The sequence below is a fragment of the Chitinophaga flava genome (assembly GCF_003308995.1).
Lineage (GTDB): Bacteria > Bacteroidota > Bacteroidia > Chitinophagales > Chitinophagaceae > Chitinophaga > Chitinophaga flava.
The window spans coordinates 1,440,227-1,460,016 of sequence record NZ_QFFJ01000001.1 but is presented as its reverse complement, the minus strand read 5'-3'; the positions used below and the strand labels follow the sequence as shown (position 1 = coordinate 1,460,016).

The window sequence follows — 19,790 nt, the reverse complement described above, 5'->3', positions numbered from 1 at the left end:
TGCAGACAGGTGCCTGTGCAAAAAAAATATGGGGTGGGAGGTAAATGCTGAATGCCGTCGGCTATTTTTTCTTATCTTTAAAGACAGCGTACTAATATGGCATTATGAAGGTATTAATTACAGGTTGCAATGGACTATTGGGACAGCATCTGATCCCTCTTTTTGTCCAAAATAAGACATACGATGTAATAGCCACCGGAAGAGGTGCTAACCGTTCCCCTCAGCGAGACCATTACATTTATGAGGCTGTCAATCTCCGCGATGCGGGCAGTGTACAGCAACTGGTACAGAAACATCAGCCGGATCTCATCATCCACAGTGGTGCAATGTCGCAGGTGGACGAATGTGAGAAGAACAAGGATGCCTGTTGGGATACCAACGTAGGCGCTACACGTTACCTCGTGAATGCAGCGGAAAAAATAAATGCTGCCTTTATCTTCCTCTCCACTGATTTCGTTTTTGATGGACTCAACGGCCCCTATGATGAAGAAGCCCCTGTTAATCCCATCAATTACTATGGTACCAGCAAAGTGGCGGCAGAAAGACTGGTCCACAACAGCAAGCTGCAGTGGGCTATCATACGTACCGTGCTGGTATATGGTGTGGTAAATGATCCTCACCGCAGTAATATGATCACCTGGGTGAAAAATAATCTGCAGCAGGGGAAAAAGATTAAGGTGGTAGATGATCAGTGGCGTACACCTACCTTATGCCAGGACCTGGCAGAGGGCTGCCTGCTGATTGCGGAAAAGAAAGCTACCGGTATCTTCAATATCTCCGGAAAAGAAGTCCTCACCCCATATGATATGGCCATTAAAACGGCAGAATATTTCCAGCTGGACAAAAGCCTGGTTGAAAAAATCAGCTCCAGAAGCCTCGCCCAGCCAGCTGCCCGGCCGGCTAAAACCGGGCTGATCATCGACAGGGCCGAAAAAGAACTGGGCTATAAGCCCCATACTTTTGCAGAGGGGCTGGACATCGTGGCGGCGGAGATCCGGTAAACACTAGAACTCCAGATACGCCTTATTGATTTTAAATTCACTCTGTTTTTCCTGCAATACACTAGTGGTATCTATCGGTAAGGATTTTACCGGTACGGCCACTTTATACAAGTTGTTTTTGTGGTACAATACCACATTCTGTTCCCAGGACTTTCTTTTGGCTACTTTATGTGCAGCTGTCAGGCTGTCTTTATATTCTTCCAATATTACAAAATAGGAAATGGAGTCCGGTGCTGCCGGAACAGCGGTTGTTACGGTGTTTGCCGGGACCTGCTGCGTAGTATCTACTATCGTGTCTGTTGCTGGTGGAAGTGCAGGTGCGGGTGCAGGAGGTGGTACTTCGTGTACGCTCTGGTGGCCGATATACCACCATGCGCCCAGGCCTCCGAGGAGGATCACTGCGCCGGCCACGGCCCACCACCATTTAAAAATACCACCTTCGGTGACTGCTTCCAGCGTATCTTCTTCCGCTGCTGTCATTAAAGGCTCCACAGGCGCCGGTGGTTCGGGTGGCGTTACCGGTGTCACAGCCATGGTAGGCTGTATTGCTGGCAGCGCAGCAGGAGCGGGTGGCTCTGTCCTTTGTATAGGAGCTATTGGTAAATCGGCAGGATTTACAGGTAATTCTTCTGCATAAAAATGCAGGTTACCGGTAAAATCTCCCTGTAATCTGCCAATACCTGGCAGTTCCAGCGTCTTGCCGGATTCGAGTGCTGTTTTAAACTCTTCCAGATATTTCTCCAGCTTACGTTGTGCCACGGAGGGTACCAGGTTTTCCTTCAGTGCTATCCATTCCAGGCAGGAGCCGTCGTCTTGCCACGACTGGCTGAAGATCACCTGGTCGCGCGGAGGCAGCAGCGTTTGTGAGACTGCATCGTAGCGGGCCGGGAAATGCTGGATGGAGAAAGTGCCGACGTGAGGAACAACGCATACCCGTTGCCTGAACAGGACTTCCTGGATGTATTGCTGTAGTACCAACATGAAGAGGTTTTTGTGGTTAAAATCATTCACGAAAAGTAGCAAAGCAGCAAAGAAACGTTACTTCTTTGCTGCTTTGCGAACCCAATTTAGGTCAAAATCAGAACTTCACCATAATTCCGCCTACGATGTTGAATCCGTAGGTAGGATAAAGGTACCAGCGCTGATAATGGGAATTGAAGATATTATTGGCGTTCAGCCATAAATTAAAGTTTTTGCCGATGTCATAGGAAGCTCCTGCATTGAGGTCCCATGCACCTTTGGTTTTGCCAAAATCTTTATTAGGCAGGAGATAGTAACTACCACTGAGTGCAAACAGATCGGCATTCAGGTGCAGTTTTTTAGCAAAGGTGTACTGTACAAACAGGTCGCCCTGGAATGGAGGCAGATGCCATGGTTTTACTTCCGTTTCCTGTTTGTTATAGTTGTACCAGTCAAAAGTTACTCTTGCCTGGAATTTTTCTTCTTCGATATATCCTACTTCCGCATGAAGCTGGAAAGCACGCAGCTGTTCTTCATTGCGGGTAGTGAAGTATTTGGTATCAGCGCTGTCGTTTACAAACAGTGGCAGGTTGTACCAGGTAACGGCTGCAAACTTGGTGTTATAATTGAAATGGCTGCCCAGTGTTCCTTTGATACCGGTATATTTTTCTTCAACACGGGTGTTGAGCATACCCGTTGGCAGGCCTGCCAGGAACGGATTTTTATTGGCCAGGTTGCGGTAGGAGTTTTTATCAAAATAAGAAATCCAGCCGCTGCTGAGGATCAGCTTTTTGCGGATCAGGTGCGATTCGTTGACGATGTCGGGCAACAGATAAAATTTATCGTTGGTCCAGGTAGGATTAACACCTGCATGCAGCACAAATCCCGGCTTGATGATGTCTACGGCCGGGTGGATGGCCACTACGTTGTTGTTGATGGTCCTGTTGTTGTCCTGTTTGTAGGTAGACAGGTCAAAAACACCTTCCGCTTTGATATAGATATCTTCAAACACCTGTTTACGTACCGGTATTTTGGCGATGAAGGTATTTTCTGTGCGTTTATATGAATCATTGAAGAGGATGAACTTCACCTGTGGCTGGAACTCAAATGCCCAGTCGTGCTGGGGGCGGTTTTTCAGTCCTACCTGAGCTGTCAGCTGGTTGAACGTTTGTGCCACATCGCTTTTGGAGTATTTGATAGTATCGTGGTTGTAGCCGTAATAGTGAACGGTATTACGGTCGTAACCCAGGCTGGCGTCGAGCTGGAACTTGGGCAGGAGATAGGAGCCGGAAGCCAGTACATTCAGGTTGCTATAGTTCTGGTCCGGGATGTCTTTGCCCTGGGAACCGGTATAGTTTACATACAGGCCGTAGTTATAGTTGTCTTTTCTGCCACTGCCGAAGCCTGCCTGCACAAACGGTGTTTTATAGTTGCCATAACCCAGTTTGATAAAGTTATTCTGCAGCATAGTCAGGGAGTCTTTACCCAGTGCCAGGGGTTTAATCGGGGCTGCCTGATACATGAAGTTCAGGTTGAGCGCCGGTACCTGGTATTTGAGTATGGGCCTGCTGGTGTCTACACCTGGCAGAGAAGCTGTCAGGTTGAGTTTATAGGCATCCCGGAGTTTTGGCTGATTGGTGGAAATGATGTCGATCGTTTCCTGTTTCAGTGGCTCCTGAGCCCATGCCTTTTGTTGATGCAGGATACCTGCCAGGCACATCGCTGCTATGGCAAAAGCGCGTTTGTTATGTATGGTATGAATGTTCATGCTGTCGTAGTCTTAATTCTCAAAATCCCGGAATGTATTATTGTTTCTTAGCTTTTTTACCGGCTGCTTTTTCTTCTGCTTCCGCTTTGGCGAGTTTATCTTTTGCTTCCGCTTTCAGCTCCGGAATGGGGCAGTTGGAGGCAACACTCTGGAAGGTGGCTTTAGCGTTAAAATAGTCTTGCTGACGGAGGTAAACATCACCCAGCAGGATATATGATTTAGCTACCCACACTTCGTAGGAAGGCGTGTTTTTGATGACATCAAAGCCGGCTTTTTCGGCAGCGGCCAGATCATTTTGTTGCAGATAACAATCGGCGATATCATAACGGGCTTCCGCACCTGTTTCAGATTTGGTGAGGCCGGCTACTGTTTTAAATTCGGCCAGGGCGTTTGCATATTGTTTGGCCTGTTTGTGTGCTTTACCCAGGTAGAAGTGGGCGATGATCTGGTCGTCTGTGCTGATATTGGCGGCAGACAGCAATATTTCGGCGTAGTTGCTTACCTCGTCCCAGCGTTTCAGCTGGTAGTTGCTGCGCAACAGGCCTTTGGTGGAAGCAAGGCTGTTTTCCTTGCTGGTGGCCAGGTCTTGCAGCTGCAGGTAGTAGTTACGTGCTTTCTCGTAGTTTTTATTCTGGTAGAAATTGATGTTGGCAGCTTGCAGGGCAGAGCGTTCTGCATACAGGCTGTTATTACGTGACAACACAAACTCATATGCAGGCAGCGCGTTCGTATAGTCCTTGTTGTTATAGGAACATTCTGCTTTATAGAAGTTGGCTGGTAAAATGAACTGGCCGTTGGGATACTTCTGGATATAGCTGTTGAATGCGATGATGGCGCCGGCGCAGTCATTGTTAGTGAAGCGGGCTTCGGCGGCGGAGTAGGCCAGAGAGTCTTCTGCGGAAGCGCTCACGGTGCGGCCGCTGGCTTTCAGGAAGGCCAGATAATCATCGGTTTTACCCTGACTTACATAGATGGATTTGATGCTTTGCAGTGCTTCGTTACTTTCCGGTGAACCAGGGAATTTCTCTACTACCTGACGGTAATAGGAGAGTGCTTTGTTATCGTTGTCTTTGTTATAGTAGCACAGACCCAGTTTGAGCAGCGCTCTGGGAGCGTTTACACCGTTAGGTTGTTTTTGCAGCACGTTCTCCAGGAAAGGAATAGCTTCATTGTATTTTTCCTGTGCGAGATAGGTGTTGGCAATCTCCATATCGGTTTCGTTACTGAAACCGGAAGAAGGGAATTTGTTGCCCAGTTGTTTCAGCAGGGCCAGTTTGTCAGCCTGTTTGCCTTGTAAGCCCAGGATGATGGCTTTCTGATAAGTAGCGTAGTCGGCTCCGGGCTCATTGTTGCTGATGATACGATCATACAGGGCAATGGCTTTGGGAAACTGGCGCAGCATATAATAACAGTCAGCTGTACGAAGAACTGCATCTGTGGAGATCCTGGTAGCATTAGGGCCGCTGGCTTTCTGGGCAGATTCGAAATAAGGCAGTGCTTCGTTGTATTTGTCCTGTTTCAACAGGCTGTAGCCGAGGTTGTAACTGGCGGTTTGTGCGTTAGCTTCTCCGGAAACGGGAGCGGTATTACTCAGATAGGCGTTCAGGTTAGTGATGGCCTTATCTGTTTTATTCTGACGCAGCGCGATTTCAGCTTTCCAGAAATGTGCGAGTTGTTTTACCTGAGCGTCGTATGGATTGCTGATGGCGATATCGAGCAGGCGGTCGGCTTCTGCCAGTTGCTGGTCGTTGATCAGCTCAGTGGCCCTGCCGTAAGCTATTTTCTGATAGGCTTTGAGAACGGTAGGGTTTTTATCGGTGATCTGCTCGATGGTGGCAAGACCGTCGCGATAGTTGTTGGTATTGAGGAAGAGGCTCACGAGGATTTCGCGGGCTTCTTTGTTGTAAGCAGACTGCGGATATGTTTTCACAAACTGTGTCAGTTCATTGAGGGCAGCGTCCTGGTATCCCAGTTCGTAGGACAGTTTACCGTAGTTGAAACGGGAAATTTCCTGTTGCTGCGCATTGGAGCTGTTGTTGGCGCAGAAGGCAAAAGCGTTGCGGGCGTTGGCTTTTTGTCCGGTGCGGAGGTAGCAGTCACCCAGCAGATACATGGAATTCTGGCCCAGCGAGTCTTTGGAGCTGCTGAGCTGTTTGAATCCGGTAATGGCTTTATTGATATTACCGGTTTGGTAGTAGGAGTAAGACAGCTGGTAGATATCTTCATTTCTTACTTCATCGGCATTATCCTGGAACTCCTGCAGGTAGGGCAGGGCTTTTTTATAATCTTTTCTTTCGAAGTAGGCTTTACCGAGCAGTTGTTTCATCTCGGCTTCGTAGTACTGGCCGCCTTTTTGGAGCAGAGGCTCGGAGTAGGAGATCAGCTGGTCATGTTTTCCCTGGAAATAATAGATTTCAGCGATATAGTACGGAACGATGTTGCTGTATTTCGGATCGTTGACTACACGCTGGAAGCTGTTGAGAGCTTCACCATACTGGTGGTTGTAGTAAGCGATAAAACCATAGTAGTAGTTGGCCGGGAGGTAGTATTTACCTTGTATTTCCCGGATGCCGGCAAACAGTGGTTGTGCTTTTTTAAAATCCTTTACGTTGAAATAGCAGTAAGCCAGTTCAAATTTTGCTTCCGCGATTTCCTGGTTGGAAAGGTTCTCAATATTGGCTTTTTCGTAGAGGGGAATGGCCTCTTTGAATTTATTCTGGTGGAAATAATATTTGGCCAACTGATAACTTACCAGTTGTTCGCGGGCGTTATTATTGAATATTTTGAGATAATCCAGGGCGATTTTTTCCGCGTTGTTCTGTCCGAGTTTCAGGGCGCATACGGTGTAATAGTAATAGGCGTCGGCCTTAACGAGGTCGCGGTTGGATTCGTGGAAATAATCGATATTATCGATTGTTTGCTTGAAAAGCTGCATGGATACGCTGTACTTTTCCTGCTGGAAATACTGTTGTGCATCTTTGAACGCCTTTTCAGGGTCTGTATAAATGCGTGTTTGCTGTGCCTGTGCTGCGGGCAATCCTGCGATGCCTGCGCCGGCGAAAGTCAGCATGGATATGTACAGATGTCCAGGAATAAAAACTTTTCTTATGAACTGCATGCTTTTGCTGTTATATCTTGAATTATGCGTTTAAAACGAATCCCTACCGGAAATATTTTCCTGACAGGCATTTCACGGAACAGTATCAGGGACACAAACCAGGCAAATATAAAAGTTAAATCCTATCTTTTCAGACTGGTTTTCCAACAATGTGGATAACTCCGGCAGTCTGACACAGGCTATTACGCTATATTGCGGCAAATATTTTTATAGCGCAAAAACCTTACCTACTATGCGAAAACTCTTCTCAACAGGCTACAGTGCAGGGGCGGTCAGTTTTTCCATGCTGGTGCTCCGGCTGATGTTCGGCGGTCTGTTGTTGTTACATGGCTGGCCTAAGCTGATCAATTTTGCTGCCAAAATGAATTCTTTCCCCGATCCTTTGGGCGTAGGACATAAGCTTTCCCTGGGGATGACGGTTTTTGCGGAAGTCTTTTGTTCCATATTCATCATCATGGGATTGTTGACCAGACTGGCCGCCATACCGCTTGTTATCTGTATGGGCGTAATTGTGGGAATGATTCACAAGCAGGATCTTATGGCCATGAATTTTGACACGATTGAGTTGCCGCTGATGTATCTGACCGGCTTTCTGGTGATCCTGTTTACAGGGCCTGGCAAGTTTTCCATAGACGGCGCATTGGGAAAATAATTGTGGAGCAGTCTTTGTGAAGGCTGCTATTTTCAGCATAAAATTTAGTGAAGGAAACATGTTTAGCAGTATAACAACGATCCGGGTACGATATGGTGAAACAGACCAGATGGGTTACCTGTATTACGGAAATTACGGTCTGTATTATGAAGTAGGCAGGGCAGAAGCCATACGGGAACTGGGTTTTAGCTACCGTGAACTAGAAGAGCAGGGGGTGATCATGCCAGTGGCAGAACTGAATGTAAAATACCTGCGCCCGGCATATTATGATAACCTGATAACGGTAAAGACTATATTAAAAGAGCTGCCAACAAATTCCAGGATACAATTTCATAGTGAATTGTATAATGAAAAAGGAGAACTGCTCAATGTAGGGGTGACCACACTGGTATTTATAGATGTGAAAACCAAACAGAAAGCAGGACTGCCAGCAGCCCTGAAAGAACGGTTGGAACCATTTTTTAAATAACTTACAGATGGCGGACCATGGAGTCCGCCATTTATCATTTTAAACATCATGGGCAAGATAACAACAAGTATCATTACCATTGGTGATGAGTTACTGATAGGACAAACGATTGATACCAATTCAGCCTGGATGGCCCAGGCACTCAATGCGCTGGGTATCTGGGTACACCGGCGTGTAGCCATCGGGGATGTTCGAGAGGATATCCTCACCACGCTGGCCAAAGAGGCGGAAGTATCTGATATAGTACTGATTACAGGAGGATTGGGGCCTACGGCCGATGATATCACCAAACCTACCCTCTGCGAATATTTCCAGACAAAACTGGTGCAACATGAAGAGACGCTGCAGCGGGTGCTGCATCTCTTTGAAAGCCGCGGCCTGCCAATCCTGGAGCGTAACCTGGAACAGGCTATGGTGCCGGAATCCTGCACAGTGATTATCAACGAAAGAGGTACTGCACCAGGCATGTGGTTTGAAAAAGACGGTAAGATTTATGTTTCCATGCCGGGAGTTCCCCACGAAATGAAGGGCATTATGGAAAATTATGTACTGCCGCAGCTGGCCACCCGTCTTAAAACACCGGCTGTGATACATCACACATTGATCACTTCTGGTTTGGGAGAATCTTTTGTGGCAGAAAGGCTGGTGGATTTTGAAGCCAAACTGCCACCGCATATTCGTTTGGCCTATCTGCCGAGCTACAGTCTTCTGAAGCTGCGGCTGACCGCCTTCGGAGCAGATAAGGTAGCCACCGCGGCAGAGCTGAGCATCTACTTCCATGAAATGAAAGACCTGCTGCCGGATATTGCAGTGACTGACCAGGATATTTCCATCGGGGAAGTATTGGGCAAACTATTGAAAGAAGAAGGTAAGACCATCGGTACCGCTGAAAGCTGTACCGGCGGACAGATATCCACCTGGATAACAGCCATCCCTGGTAGTTCTTCCTATTACAAAGGCAGCGCCATTGTCTATGCCAATGAGATGAAAATGAAGCTGTTGGGCGTAAAGGCGGAAACACTGCGGGCCCACGGCGCTGTGAGTGAAGCCACTGTATTGGAAATGCTGGCTGGTGCGCTGGACCTGCTGGAAACAGATTACGCCATCGCGGTATCCGGGATTATGGGCCCCGACGGAGGTACGCCGGAGAAGCCGGTAGGTACGGTATGGATAGCTGTAGGCAGCCGGGAAAAAATGACGACTATAAAACATCACCTGCGTTATGACAGGGATCGGAATATCCAGATGACGGCGGTTTACGCGATGAACGAGCTGCGTAAGCTTATTTTGGCATAGGGGTGCTGATTGAATTGATACAATTCCCTTATTTTTGTCGACATTAAAGCTAAAAACAATCTTATGGCCATTGTAGAATTGGTAATGCCAAAAATGGGAGAAAGCATCATGGAAGCCACCATTTTGCGTTGGCATAAAAAAACGGGAGATCACGTAAAAGTTGATGAGACCGTATTGGAAATTGCTACAGACAAAGTGGACAGTGAGGTTCCCTCCATCGCAGAGGGAGTGATCACTGAGGTACTTTTCAAGGAAAATGATGTAGTACCTGTAGGCACGGTGATAGCCCGTATCAATACCAATGCCGATGCAGCGGCCAATACTGCCCCTGTACCAGAAGCGCCGGTAGCGGCCGCAGAGCCTAAGTTTACGGCTGCTGCAGCACCAGTAGCGCCAGCACCTGCTGCCACCGCACCCTCCGGCGGCACCAGATTTTATTCTCCGCTTGTGCTTACCATTGCACAGCAGGAGGGCGTCAGCTTCGCCGACCTGGAAAGAATCCCTGGTTCCGGCAATGATGGCCGTGTCACCAAAAAAGACATCCTGCAGTATGTAGCCGACCGTAAGGAAGGTAAAGTAGTTCCCGATGTAACACCGGTAGTGGAAGCTCCTGCCGCCCCTGCTGCAGTGCGCAGCACACCGGCGGTAACCACCGTAGCCTCACCTACCTACAGCGGCAACGTGGAAATCGTGGAAATGGACCGCATGCGCAAACTGATCGCCAACCACATGGTGATGAGCAAACAAACCAGCCCGCACGTGACCAGCTTCGCTGAAGCCGATGTAACCAACATGGTGAAATGGCGCGACCGCGTAAAAGGTGAGTTTGAAAAAAGAGAAGGGGAAAAACTGACCTTCACCCCACTGTTCGTGGAGGCCATCGTAAAATGTATCAAACGTTTCCCGCTGATCAACTGTTCCCTGGATGGAGACAAGATCATTATCAAAAAAGATATCAATATTGGTATGGCCACTGCGTTGCCTTCCGGTAACCTGATCGTGCCTGTTATCAAAAATGCGGATGTACTCAATCTGGTAGGCCTCAGCAAACAGGTGAACGGCCTGGCCAATGCTGCCCGTCAGAACAAACTGAAACCGGAAGATACCCAGAGCGGTACTTTTACCTTCACCAATGTGGGCACCTTCGGCAGCCTGATGGGAACACCGATCATCAACCAGCCGCAGGTAGCTATTCTGGCTGTAGGCGCCATCAAAAAACGTCCGGTGGTAATAGAAACTCCGGAAGGTGATTCTATCGCTATCCGCCACATGATGTACCTGTCTATGTCTTACGACCACCGTATTGTGGACGGCTCCCTGGGAGCTACCTTCCTGACGGCCGTGGCACAGGAGCTGGAAAATTTCGATCCGAAAAGAAGCGTCTAAGATCGCTGAAGTAATAAAAGAAAAGGCCCGGGTGATATCACCCGGGCCTTTCTTCTTGCTATAAAAAACTAAAAAAGGCGCTCCGAGGAACGCCTTTTAAAATTCCTTTGTGCCCGAATAAGGGGTATTAATAGCGACGGTCACGGGAGCCATATCCTCCACCGCCACGATTGCCACCACCTTTAAAATTATTATTCGGTTGTTTCGGTCTTGCTTCGTTTACCATTAATTGCTTGCCTTCTATTTCGCTGCCATTCAAACTATCCATAGCCTTTGCGCCTTCATCCTGATTAGGCATTTCCACAAAACCGAAACCACGTGAGCGGCCTGTTTCATGGTCTTTGATAACCTTAGCGGAGGTAACCTCTCCAAATTCGCTGAAAATCTGATGAAGATCTTCATCGTTCAACCTATAGTGCAGGTTGGCTACGTAAATGTTCATGATAACTGAAATTAAAAAAATGAAAAATAATGTACTGAAGTTATGAAATAAACATCAATAAATCAGTTAAGGTTAAAAAAAATTTCCAATAAGTATTGTTAACTTTTTAATTGATTACCCCGAAACCCTTTACAGATAAAGGTATACAGGGTTTGTGTATTCCGGAATATTGTTTTGGGAATGACAAATTACGAATGTACTTAACAAACCAGTACATTAGTTATTGTTAATATTTATTATATGATTGGTGGCGTTTTATGTGGTTGAAAGTAAGCGGAATCCGTTCGTTTTTTGCCCTTTTTTTCGTAAATTAAGGGTAAGATCCATTAAATTAATTTTTTATGGGAACGCTAAGCGAAACGTGGTTTGCCGATGGTTACATAGATTTTGAGCTCAAGAAATACACCTTGTTGTCATACCTCCAGGATATCCACCGTGCCTTCAGTCAGAACAAGCTGTATCCCCAACTGGCTGACATTATCTTTCACTATAACAACCTGCGGGCTTTTAAGGAAAACAAACAACTGATGCAGCAGCAGTTTCCCAAACGGCTGACAGGTATAGACCTGGAGAAGCTGATGCTGTTGTATGAAAAGGTGAGTGCCGATGATGAGCTGATGAATGAGCTGGAGGAGATCATTGCCTACTCTCTTGAAGAGATGAACAATACGATCCGGGACGGTACCGAAATATTTGAATTTGTACAGGACAAACTAAGGATATCACCGGTAGGACTGGTACCGCTGGAAAATACATCAGGTTACCTGCTGTTATGTGACGGGCGCCATAGTGATACCCTGGTATATACTTATCACCTGACTATTTTTGAACGGCATGATGAGCAGTTCAGAGGTATCCGCACTGAATATGTAGAGGCCTATACCAAAGACCTGATACATACCTGTGAACATATCAAAACGATCCTTATCCGTAAAAACAGCCAGTTATCCAATCCTGCTGTGTATTGTGTGGAGACGCCGCTGGTATTGCCGGTGAATGAAACATTATTACCGGTCGCCAAACGTAGCCTGGTGCGTTATATCGCACTGCATGCAGCCTGATCAGTTCAGTGCTGGTTTGGCAGTAGAAGCGCCTTCAAAACGGACTTCCAGGGTATGGTCTTTCAGAAAAGGAGCATAGTACTGTTCCATCACTTTTCTGATTTTGTTTTTGGATTGTTCAATGTAGATATTATTGTTCTCCAGTTGAACGCGGGAGCTTTGATACAGTTTTTTCTGTACGGCGGTATAGGTTTCGTCGTCCTGGAAAAGCAGCCATCCCTTACGGTTGGCGGTTTCCATTTTGTCTACTTTGAGCTCATAGCTCATAAGGTGGGGAGCGGGCAGGTGGACGATGATTTTTTTGTTGTTTGTTTCCACTTTAAAGTGCTGCTCATCGATGTTCACACCATATTTGGCCTGATAGGGAATGGATACCCAGACGGTATTTTCGAGGAATGTTTTTTTCAGATTATCGCTCCAGCCACCACTTTCTTCTATATTACTCCGTTTGATGCTGGCGGTGCCTTGTACGTCGAGGCTGGCCAATTCCGCAATTTCTTTGACAATCGTGCTGTTGGAAATAACCTGTTCGCTCACGTTGGTGGTCCCGAAACGTTTGCCCACCCAGAAAAGGAGTATAGCGAACAGGACAGCAACGATGATGTAAATAACCTTTTTCATGTATGAACAATTGAAGGGAACAGGCATGGACCTATTGCTCCCGGGCTGTAATTTAGTAAAAAGCCGGAACTGTGATGAATCTGATGCCCACAACTGTGATGAATGATGATGTTCACTGATGCTCCTGATACGTCTGATGGGCGGATATAAAAACGTTTATTCGTTTACGTTAGTACTACCTGGTAAGGGTATCGATTAGGTTGGCATGCTGTGGGTAAGCAGCCTGCAGGGTGGCTTTATCTGCCAGTTCGAAATCGGCGAAATCGAAACCTGGCGCTACTGTACAGCCGGTAAGTGCGTAGCCGCCGGGTACTTCCACCCGGGATGCAAACCAGTTGCCGGCGGGTATGATGACCTGCAGGTTTTCTCCGTTGGCCATATCACGGCCCAGTTTGTGCACATGGAGTTGTCCTCCGGGCTCTATTTCATATATGGTCAGTGTATGGCCATCATAAAAATGCCATATTTCGTCTGCTGCAATTCTGTGAAAAGCGGAAAAAAAGCCTTCTTCCAACAGAAAATAGATACAGGTAGAAGCGTTCCGGTTGCCGCCCATGCCGGCCGGCAGTGTACTCATGTCCAGCATCCATTCTGAACGATAGGTTTCAAGATAATAACCGCCTTCCACGTGCGGTTGTAGTTTTAGTTGTTCGCGCCAGTGGGCAGCAGAATATTGCATAATGCATCCAATTATCGGGGTAATATAATGAAAAGAATAGTTGTCTGATATTATTTCGTATACACGTTAGGGTTGTGAAGCTGCATAAACTTCTCCGGATTGGGTATGGGTGTAAAACCAAACTGGCTGTACAACGCATGTGCATCGGTGGTGACCAGCAGCCATCTTCTCAGTGTCTGTAGCTCCGGATGGGCCAGCATGGCACGCATCAGTAATTTAGACAGGCCCTTGCCCCGGTATTCCTGTATGATAAATACATCTGCCAGATAGGCAAAAGCGGCATAATCGGTGATCAGCCGGGCGAAGCCTATCTGGCGGTCCTGATGGTATACCCCAAAACATAAAGATCCTGCCAGCGTTTTTTCGACAACACTGACAGGAATATCTTTTGCCCAGTAGGATTCATTGGCCAGAAAGCCATGAATAACTCCTATATCAAGTCTGGATTTATCTGTTGAAACGGTGTATTCTCCTTCGGTGGTGGTAAATATTGCGGTTGTCATAGTCAGTAACTTAGCAGTTACTAAAAATAACAATTTTTCTTTAACTGGCCACGGCTACCGGCAGCATTTCAGCGGCTGTCATCCGGGTGATGGTTGCCTGAGCTGCCGTATTATGCCCGGAAGGCATTTCTCCGTTGAATAACAGATGGTCCTGGATAAACATCGCCTGATTGTAGTGGGCGGTGGTGCTGATCTGCCATTGTGGAATGTCCATCTGCTGCAGGGAGCGCAGGGCTGCCTTAAAGCGCACCATGCGGGCAAACAACTGGGGAGGAATACCAACTATACGATTGAATAGCCTGTCCAGCGTGGGTTTGGATACCCGGAAAACTTTTGCCAGTTCATGAAGGCTTACATTTCCCTGATTGGCCAGCAGATAATCGGCCATTTTATCTACCTGTTGCAGGGCAGGGGAGAAACACCGGAGCACTTCCATATAGGTATCATTCAAAAGGCTGGTGATTTCCTGCGGAGTCTTTGCCTGCTGCAGTTTTGTGCCCAGCAGGGTCCATACAGGGCTTTCCTGCATGTCGAGATTACGGTAATAATTGGTAAAGGACCGGACGTCCATATCAAGCAAACGATAGCACCCGTAGGCATTCAATTGTACAACGACCATTTTCAAAGGGCCTCTTACCTGTAGCTCACAGGCACAGGTGAAATGACCGGTTACGGAATGTTTAGGCAAGGTAAAGGCTGCATGGTCTGCGGGCTTTATGGTGGCTTCTCCTTCCAGGATAAACACCATGTACTGGTCGCCCAGCGTAAAAAGGTGCTGAGGCAGCTGGATCAGGCCGCAGGAATCATCTTCCCAGAAATAAAATTGTTTTACAAAAGGACGCAATGCATCTCCAGGGTGGCAGATATGGAAGTTCATAGGTACAAAAATGTGGTGTTATTGGATACCGCTGTCGCTGCAAATCACACCATACGCTAAAAGTGGCGATTATTCATTGTAAATATATGTTTTTAATATCATATTAAAAAGAGAACTGGGATTTATTTAATGGTGCTGATGCACCTGATGAGCGAAAACAGGAGTACCTAATCTCTGGAGAGAAGGATGGCTTGGAGTACTCCAATAGAAAGAGGCTGCCCCTTTGGGAGACAGCCTCTTTGGGTATCTTATTGAGGATTATTTATTTATCCTTATTTATTATCCTCTCCTTTAACATCCCAACCCCAGTTAATACCTTTTTCTGTGGCGGGTACGCCTGATTCGAGCCATTGAGGAGCCGGAGCACCTTTCAGGAAATGGTCGAAGAACTGTTGTTCACGGCGCTGAATATCTTTACGGTTCTGGCGTTGTACCAGGTTGTGGGCTTCATTGTTGTAGTTCAGCATCCAAACAGGTTTACCGAGGCGACGCAGGCCTGTAAACAGTTCGATGCCCTGATACCAGGGAACTGCACCATCTGCATCGTTAGCCATGATCGCGATAGGCGTAGTTACCTTGGGCAGGTTGAACAGCGGAGAGTTTTCGATATACAGCTCGGGTTTCTCCCAGAGGGTAGCACCGATACGGCTTTGAGAGTGCTCATACTGGAACTGTCTGTTCATACCGCTTTCCCAGCGTATGCCACCATAGGCACTGGTCATGTTGGCCACTGGTGCACCAGACCATGCCGCCTTAAAGCGGTTGGTACGAGTGATGAGGTAAGCTACCTGATAACCGCCCCAGCTCTGGCCCTGGATACCCATGTTCTGGCCATCTACCCAGGGGTGTTTGGCCAGGTCATCGGCTGCGCTTACGATGTAGTCGTATGCGCTCTGGCCGGGATGACCGCTTTCATAACGGATGTCCGGCGCAAACACCAGGTAACCGCGGCTCACAAAGAAGGAGATATTGAGCCTGGAAGGGGTAGGTGCCGGCGGCTGGTAGTTGTACAGTCCATCGGTCAGTATCTCGTAGAAATAGAGAATAACCGGGTATTTTTTGTTAGGATCGAAATTTTCCGGTTTATAGAGAATACCTTCTGACTGTTTACCGTTGAAGGTAGTCCATTTGTACAGCGAAGCCGTACCCCAGTTGTATTCCTGCTGCTGAGGGTTGGTATTGCTGATTTTGATGGCTTTGTCCAGGTCGCCGGTATACACGTTGGGAGACTCAATATAACTGGCTCTTGTATAGGTGAAAGCATTGGCATTTTTTGCCTTTTTCAGGTCCTGATAACTGTTGGGTCCCAGTACCAGCTGTTTAGGCTGACGGGCTTTATCATTTTTGGCCAGCAGCTGAAGGGAATAATAACCATTGTATTTGGTACTATCTTCAAAAGCGCTGAGCACCAGGGTTTGACCAGCGTTGAAGAACCGTTGTTCCTCATCCAGTTTGAGGACGCGGAAGGTGATTTTTCCTTTGCGGCCCATACCGCCGGTGATGATGGAAGGAGCTGTTTTGCCGGTAGGGTCTACCTGCCAGATATCATAACGGTCATAGATATACACAAAATGGTCATTGGCCAGCCAGCCGGCTATACCATAAGGTATGGGCAGGTCCGGATGGTCATCGTCTTCATCAAAGATCTGAACGGGGATGTTCTGGCTGATATTGACGATGGTGCCGGTAGCGTTATTGTAGGAGAAATAATGCCGGGCAGCCATGTCGTACCATACGATGTATTTGCCATCAGGAGAGCTGGAGAAGTCGCCTTCCAGTTTTTCTTTTACTTTTTTACGGGTACCATCTTCCAGATTGATAAGGTAGCCAGTGTACAGCGTGCGGCCGATCCACTGAAGAGCAATGCGTTCACCTTTGTTGGAATATCCGAGTGCATAACGGCCATTGCCTTCTGCAGGAATGATCACGTTTTCGAGGTCCTGGTCTCCCAGCTGAACCAGGCGTTTGGAGCCGGGGTAGTATACTGCAGCATAACTTCTTTTCAGTTCCTGGTCTGCATTTTTCAGCTGCATGGGTTGCAGGTAATCCTCTTTATAGTTCCAGATGTCTACTTTGGCCACTTCAAAATCCACGATGTTGGTATCCTTTACCGGGAGGATGGGAGCGGTGCCGAAGAACAGGCGCTGACCGTCATTGCTGAACCAGATTTTGCTGTTAGGGCTGATGGTCCAGCGGGAAGGGATGCCACTGCTGTTTTTGGTGGCAGCAGTGAACGCGCTGTCTTGTCCTGGTTTATAATAAAACAGCTGATAGAACTGCTGGAGGGATTTGGCGCTGTCGCGGGTACCAAAATAGGCCGCCTGTTCACCTTTTTCATCAAAGGCAAATTGTTTGTAGTCGCCATAGCCGCGGCTGAGGGTATCAGCTTTGCGGGTAGCGGTATGCCATAACAGTACGCCGCTGCGGGAGAGAGAATCTTTTTTATCGGAAGTGATTTCTATCAGCAAGCTGTTGCCTGGTTTGCTGAAGGCGTATTCAGCCACATTTTTAACGGAATCCTGGCTGCCGTCTTTCAGCTGGCGGATAACGAGAATGCCTTCTTCATTTTTATCGGAAGCACCTTTGTCATCATCGGCACGGTCGTTGTCAGCCGCTTTGGGGGCTGGTTTACGACCTTTGGCTTTAGCGGTATCAGCGGCTGGTTTTTCAGCGAGATAAGCGAGCCATCCGCTGCCTTTGGCGGGAGTCTTAAAGGATTTGATGCCAGGGAGTTTCTGCAGATCGCCGGAGGCCAGGGTAACGATACCCATGGAGTCTTTTGGCATTTCCGCCGGTTTTTTCTTTTTGATGCGTGCCTCACGGGTATCCTTAAACAGTGGTTTGATGCTGAAGACCACGTGTCGGGAGTCGTTGGTAATCACCGGGTTGCTACCACGGGGAATAGACTGTGAACGGCCCGTTTTGCGGTCATAGATAACCAGGGTGGCGTCGCCTTCCTGTGGTGTTACCGTGTATACCACCCACTGACCATCGTTGCTGAGTAGTTTGGTCCCAATACTCTGCCAGCTGTCATAAACGGTGTGGTCCAGCGGTTTTTTGGCAGGTTGTTGTGCATAGGCAAAAGAGGCCCCCAGCAGGGAGAGGGCCAGAAACGTATTTCTCATGATCGCAAAGTATACATTTTTCGGGCAAAAGTACAAAGACTTTTACCAGTGGCGACAGTGGGGGAAAGATGAAGGCCACATTTTACAGATGATCTGTAAAACGTGGCCTTCAATGGTTTAGGATATGGAAAAATGCGAAGCGCTTAATATATTATTTCCAGCCTGGATTCTGTTCCAGATTACCGCCGGGATAGAGGGAGATCTGGCCACTAGGGATAGGCTCCAGGTAGTTTTTATCCTTGTTGAACACCCTGCTGATGCCGGCATTATATACACTGATATATCCGTTTTCATCAACGGTCAGGTCTTTATTGCCGGCTGGTGGAGGAGGCACTTTAGCACCTTTTGTGATATCCGGATTGGTGGTAGTGGTCAGGTTGTCGCCTAATGACCAGCGCATCAGGTCGTAGTAACGGAAACCATCGAGCATCAGTTCTACCCTTCTTTCGCGTCTGATTTCCCAGATGAGTGAGGAAACCTGAGTATTGTTTGCAGGGTCGCTGAAGCTTGCTCCGTTTACAGCTGTTTGTCCGCCACCGGATGTCTGCAGGATCGGAATACCGGCACGGGTACGCAGTTTGTTGATGGACTTATCCAGATCCGCCTGAGTGAAAGTGTATTGACCCTGCTTGTCGAGAACAGCTGCGGCTTCTGCGTAGTTCAGCAATACTTCTGCCAGCCAGAAAAGCGGAGCGTCTGTATCGTTATAAGGAGCTACGATGTTGGCTACCTGCGGGTTCAGGAATTTGGTAGGGCGATAGCCGGTGGTGCTGGTTCTTCCGGATACCAGGTTGGTTGGATAACATAGCACGGTATCGATAGAAAGCAACAGGCGGTTGTCCCTATTGGTTCGGGTGGCCTTGATATTATTATCTCCCTGGTACAGCGGAGAAAGTTTGATAGGTAATCCGTCAGAGCATACAAATGCATCAATAGCGGATTTATTAAGACCACTCATGGTAGTACTGCTGGTCAGATAACCAATCAGACTATGTCCCAGATAACCCGGCACATACCTTTTATAAAGCATCACCTCTTTGTTACCGGTAAGGTCGAGGGAGTTATAGGTAGTGGTATAGTTGGCGTTCAGCGCAAAAGGACCGTTTATTAATTTTTCGCTGGCATCTTTGGCAGCCAGGAGGAATTTGGCGGCATCAGGCAGTTTTGCCTCTTTATGATATTCGCGCCAGGTTCCTTCAAACAGACATATCCTTGATTTAAGTGCGAGGGCTACGTACTGGTTGATGGTATTTTCCTGATCTTTTACACGGAGGTTAGCACAGGCAAAATCGAGGTCGGCCAGCACGCTGTCCATTACGGCAGCACGGGGATCGCGGGATTTGTATACATAAGCGGTGTCGCTGATGTCGGCGGCGCGGCCCATCCAGGGTACATCACCATAATCCTTTACCATGTTGAAGTAGGAATAGGCGCGGAAAAAGCGGGCTACACCTCTCCAGTGGTTTTTAGCATCATCCGGCATGGGCACTTTGTTGATCCTTTCCAGCAGCACGTTGGCTTTACGGATCAGGGTGAAATCCCATTTGGAGGATGTAGTTGGAACTACCGTGGTTAATACCGAGATAGCGGGAGATGCCTGGTCATCGTTCAGCGTGGTGAAATAAAAATCACCGGAGCCATTACCGTTGCCATAGCCTTTAAATATTTCATAGAAAGGCCAGGAATACATGCGGACATTATCTTCTGAAATCCAGAAGTTATTATCGTCAAACTGATCAACCAGACCTTTATCTACATACTTCTTGCAACCCACAGCTGCGAGCGCAATTGTCAATATAATGGGTAAATATTTACGTTTTCTCATGTTGCTG

16 protein-coding genes are annotated in these 19,790 nt (G+C 47.6%); 6 read left to right on the top strand and 10 right to left on the bottom strand.

Going from position 1 to position 19,790, the window contains the following annotated elements:
* Positions 1 to 104 precede the first annotated feature (104 nt).
* The gene (locus DF182_RS05755; protein ID WP_113614704.1) at positions 105 to 1,001 is read left to right on the top strand and encodes an SDR family oxidoreductase; all 897 of its coding nucleotides are present in this window, start codon (positions 105 to 107) and stop codon (positions 999 to 1,001) included.
* A 3-nt stretch (positions 1,002 to 1,004) separates the two neighbouring features.
* On the opposite strand, the gene DF182_RS05750 is transcribed toward DF182_RS05755, so the two are convergent.
* The 3 genes from DF182_RS05750 to DF182_RS05740 form a co-directional block, all read right to left on the bottom strand.
* Positions 1,005 to 1,982, bottom strand: a complete 978-nt coding sequence (locus DF182_RS05750; RefSeq protein WP_113614703.1) for an HU domain-containing protein — start codon at positions 1,980 to 1,982, stop codon at positions 1,005 to 1,007.
* Positions 1,983 to 2,079: 97 nt separating this feature from the next.
* The gene (locus DF182_RS05745; protein WP_113614702.1) at positions 2,080 to 3,729 is read right to left on the bottom strand and encodes a TonB-dependent receptor; all 1,650 of its coding nucleotides are present in this window, start codon (positions 3,727 to 3,729) and stop codon (positions 2,080 to 2,082) included.
* Between the two features lie 37 nt (positions 3,730 to 3,766).
* Positions 3,767 to 6,847 (bottom strand): tetratricopeptide repeat protein, encoded by a 3,081-nt coding sequence (locus DF182_RS05740; protein WP_113614701.1) that lies wholly within the window; start codon positions 6,845 to 6,847, stop codon positions 3,767 to 3,769.
* 232 nt (positions 6,848 to 7,079) lie between these two features.
* Here DF182_RS05740 and DF182_RS05735 point away from each other — a divergent pair, with 232 nt between their 5' ends.
* The 4 genes from DF182_RS05735 to DF182_RS05720 all read left to right on the top strand — a co-directional run bounded on the left by DF182_RS05735 (position 7,080) and on the right by DF182_RS05720 (position 10,650).
* A complete protein-coding gene (locus tag DF182_RS05735) occupies positions 7,080 to 7,499 on the top strand; it encodes a DoxX family protein (protein WP_113614700.1) in 420 nt (139 codons plus the stop codon).
* A gap of 58 nt (positions 7,500 to 7,557) precedes the next feature.
* A complete protein-coding gene (locus DF182_RS05730; protein WP_113614699.1) occupies positions 7,558 to 7,968 on the top strand; it encodes an acyl-CoA thioesterase in 411 nt (136 codons plus the stop codon).
* Between the two features lie 48 nt (positions 7,969 to 8,016).
* On the top strand, positions 8,017 to 9,264 hold the full coding sequence (locus DF182_RS05725) for a CinA family nicotinamide mononucleotide deamidase-related protein (protein WP_113614698.1): 1,248 nt from the start codon (positions 8,017 to 8,019) through the stop codon (positions 9,262 to 9,264).
* A 63-nt stretch (positions 9,265 to 9,327) separates the two neighbouring features.
* The gene (locus DF182_RS05720) at positions 9,328 to 10,650 is read left to right on the top strand and encodes a dihydrolipoamide acetyltransferase family protein (protein ID WP_113614697.1); all 1,323 of its coding nucleotides are present in this window, start codon (positions 9,328 to 9,330) and stop codon (positions 10,648 to 10,650) included.
* A gap of 127 nt (positions 10,651 to 10,777) precedes the next feature.
* Here the strand turns inward: DF182_RS05720 and DF182_RS05715 are convergent, their stop codons facing one another.
* The gene (locus tag DF182_RS05715; RefSeq protein ID WP_113614696.1) at positions 10,778 to 11,092 is read right to left on the bottom strand and encodes an RNA recognition motif domain-containing protein; all 315 of its coding nucleotides are present in this window, start codon (positions 11,090 to 11,092) and stop codon (positions 10,778 to 10,780) included.
* A 341-nt stretch (positions 11,093 to 11,433) separates the two neighbouring features.
* Here DF182_RS05715 and DF182_RS05710 point away from each other — a divergent pair, with 341 nt between their 5' ends.
* Positions 11,434 to 12,153, top strand: coding sequence for a hypothetical protein (locus tag DF182_RS05710; protein ID WP_113614695.1), 720 nt, complete (start codon positions 11,434 to 11,436; stop codon positions 12,151 to 12,153).
* Here the strand turns inward: DF182_RS05710 and DF182_RS05705 are convergent, their stop codons facing one another.
* From DF182_RS05705 to DF182_RS32105, 6 genes are all read right to left on the bottom strand, one after another.
* Complete coding sequence (locus DF182_RS05705; RefSeq protein ID WP_113614694.1) at positions 12,154 to 12,774, bottom strand: DUF4230 domain-containing protein; 621 nt, start codon at positions 12,772 to 12,774, stop codon at positions 12,154 to 12,156.
* Between the two features lie 175 nt (positions 12,775 to 12,949).
* Positions 12,950 to 13,453, bottom strand: coding sequence for a cupin domain-containing protein (locus DF182_RS05700; RefSeq protein ID WP_113614693.1), 504 nt, complete (start codon positions 13,451 to 13,453; stop codon positions 12,950 to 12,952).
* Positions 13,454 to 13,503: 50 nt separating this feature from the next.
* Positions 13,504 to 13,956, bottom strand: coding sequence for a GNAT family N-acetyltransferase (locus DF182_RS05695; RefSeq protein ID WP_113614692.1), 453 nt, complete (start codon positions 13,954 to 13,956; stop codon positions 13,504 to 13,506).
* A 40-nt stretch (positions 13,957 to 13,996) separates the two neighbouring features.
* Positions 13,997 to 14,833: a DUF6597 domain-containing transcriptional factor gene (locus tag DF182_RS05690; protein WP_113614691.1), complete on the bottom strand. Its 837-nt coding sequence runs from the start codon at positions 14,831 to 14,833 to the stop codon at positions 13,997 to 13,999.
* Positions 14,834 to 15,105: 272 nt separating this feature from the next.
* Positions 15,106 to 17,958 (bottom strand): S9 family peptidase, encoded by a 2,853-nt coding sequence (locus DF182_RS05685; RefSeq protein ID WP_113614690.1) that lies wholly within the window; start codon positions 17,956 to 17,958, stop codon positions 15,106 to 15,108.
* Positions 17,959 to 18,109: 151 nt separating this feature from the next.
* Positions 18,110 to 19,783 (bottom strand): RagB/SusD family nutrient uptake outer membrane protein, encoded by a 1,674-nt coding sequence (locus DF182_RS32105; RefSeq protein ID WP_161964069.1) that lies wholly within the window; start codon positions 19,781 to 19,783, stop codon positions 18,110 to 18,112.
* Positions 19,784 to 19,790: the final 7 nt, after the last annotated feature.